The following is a 1457-nucleotide window of genomic DNA, read 5'->3' on the forward strand; positions in this document are numbered from 1 at the left end:
GCGGGGAGGCGCGCGGACGGCTCGTGCCGCCCACCATCCTGGAGGACGTCCCCGAGCACGCCCGCGTCGTCCGCGAGGAGGTCTTCGGGCCCGTCGTGGTGCTCTCGCGCGCCGCGACGTGGGCGGACGCCATCGCCAGCGCGAACCGCTCGCGCTACGGCCTGCAGACGGGCGTGTTCACCAATCACCTCCCGAACGCCCTCATGGCGGTACGGGACGTGGAGTCGGGCGGCGTGATCGTGAACGACGCCAGCACCTTCCGCGTGGACCAGATGCCCTACGGCGGCGTGAAGGACAGCGGCTTCGGTCGCGAGGGCGCCCGCGCCAGCCTGGAGGAGCTCACGTACGTCAAGACGGTCGTGCTGACCGGCTGACCTCCGCCCATCCGGGCGCTCAGTGCCGCTCGCGGCCGGAGGCGGCGCTCTCCACGAGCGTCCGCACCTCCGGGCCGCCCAGCACCGCGAGCGCCGTGCGCACCACGTCCGGCGCGAACTGCGCGCCCGCCTGCCGTTCGATCTCCGCGAGGGCCGAGGAGAGCGGCCACGCGGGCTTGTAGGGCCGCTCCTGAGTCAGGGCGTCGAAGACGTCCGCGACGGCCACGATGCGGCCCACCAGCGGGATCGCCTCGCCGACACGCCCGAAGGGGTAGCCGCCGCCGTCCCAGCGCTCGTGGTGCGACAGCGCGATCTCCTCGGCCATGCGCAGCAGCCGCGACTGCCCGCCCGACAGGATGCGCGCCCCGATCAACGTGTGCGTCTTCATCCGCTCGTACTCCTCGGCGGTGAGGCGGCCCTCCTTCAGCAGGATCGAGTCGGGAATGCCGATCTTGCCGACGTCGTGCAGGCGCGCGGCGGTCCGGACGAGCTCCACCTCCTCCTCGGGCAGGCCGATCTCCCGCGCGATGAGCGCGCTGAAATGCCCCACCCGCCACGTGTGCTCGCCCGTCATGTCGTCGCGGTACTCCGCCGCCACGGCGAGCCGCGTGACGATCTCCAGCTGCGCCCGCTCGAGTTCCTCCGTGCGGGCCGCGACGCGCGCCTCGGCCTCCTCGCGCGCGACCTCCGCGAGCTCTCGCCGTACGCGCTGCGCGCTCGCCTCCTGCCGGGCACGCTCCACGTCGAAGCGCGCGTTGAGCTCGCGGACCTTGCGGTCGCTCTCCTCGTTGAACAGCGCCCGCTCCTGCTGGTGGTAGAGCTCGTGATGCGCGAGCGCCCGCTCGAAGTCCCCGGCGCGCTTGTACGCCATGGAGAGCAGCAGGTGCGTCTCGAAGACGACCTTGCGCCGATCCGACGACTCCGCGAGCGTCAGGGCGCGCCCGAGCGCCGCCAGGGCCTCCACGGGCTGCCCCGCGTCCGACATGAGCTTCCCGAGGTGCAGCAGCGCGTCGAGCTCGCCGCCGACGTCGCCCTCGGCGCGGGCGCGCGTCATCGCCTCGCGGTGCGCGTCGATGGCGCCCT

Annotated in this window: 2 protein-coding genes; one reads left to right on the forward strand and one right to left on the reverse strand. The window is 73.4% G+C overall.

What is annotated here, in order from left to right:
- Positions 1 to 374: aldehyde dehydrogenase family protein (locus DEIPI_RS31235; RefSeq protein WP_157463675.1), on the forward strand; the 374-nt coding region annotated here is incomplete at its 5' end.
- A 19-nt stretch (positions 375 to 393) separates the two neighbouring features.
- Here DEIPI_RS31235 and DEIPI_RS39930 read toward each other — a convergent pair.
- Positions 394 to 1457: HD-GYP domain-containing protein (locus DEIPI_RS39930; RefSeq protein ID WP_245588571.1), on the reverse strand; the 1064-nt coding region annotated here is incomplete at its 5' end.

Source organism: Deinococcus pimensis DSM 21231 (assembly GCF_000519345.1).
In the GTDB taxonomy this organism is placed as follows: Bacteria; Deinococcota; Deinococci; order Deinococcales; family Deinococcaceae; genus Deinococcus_A; species Deinococcus_A pimensis.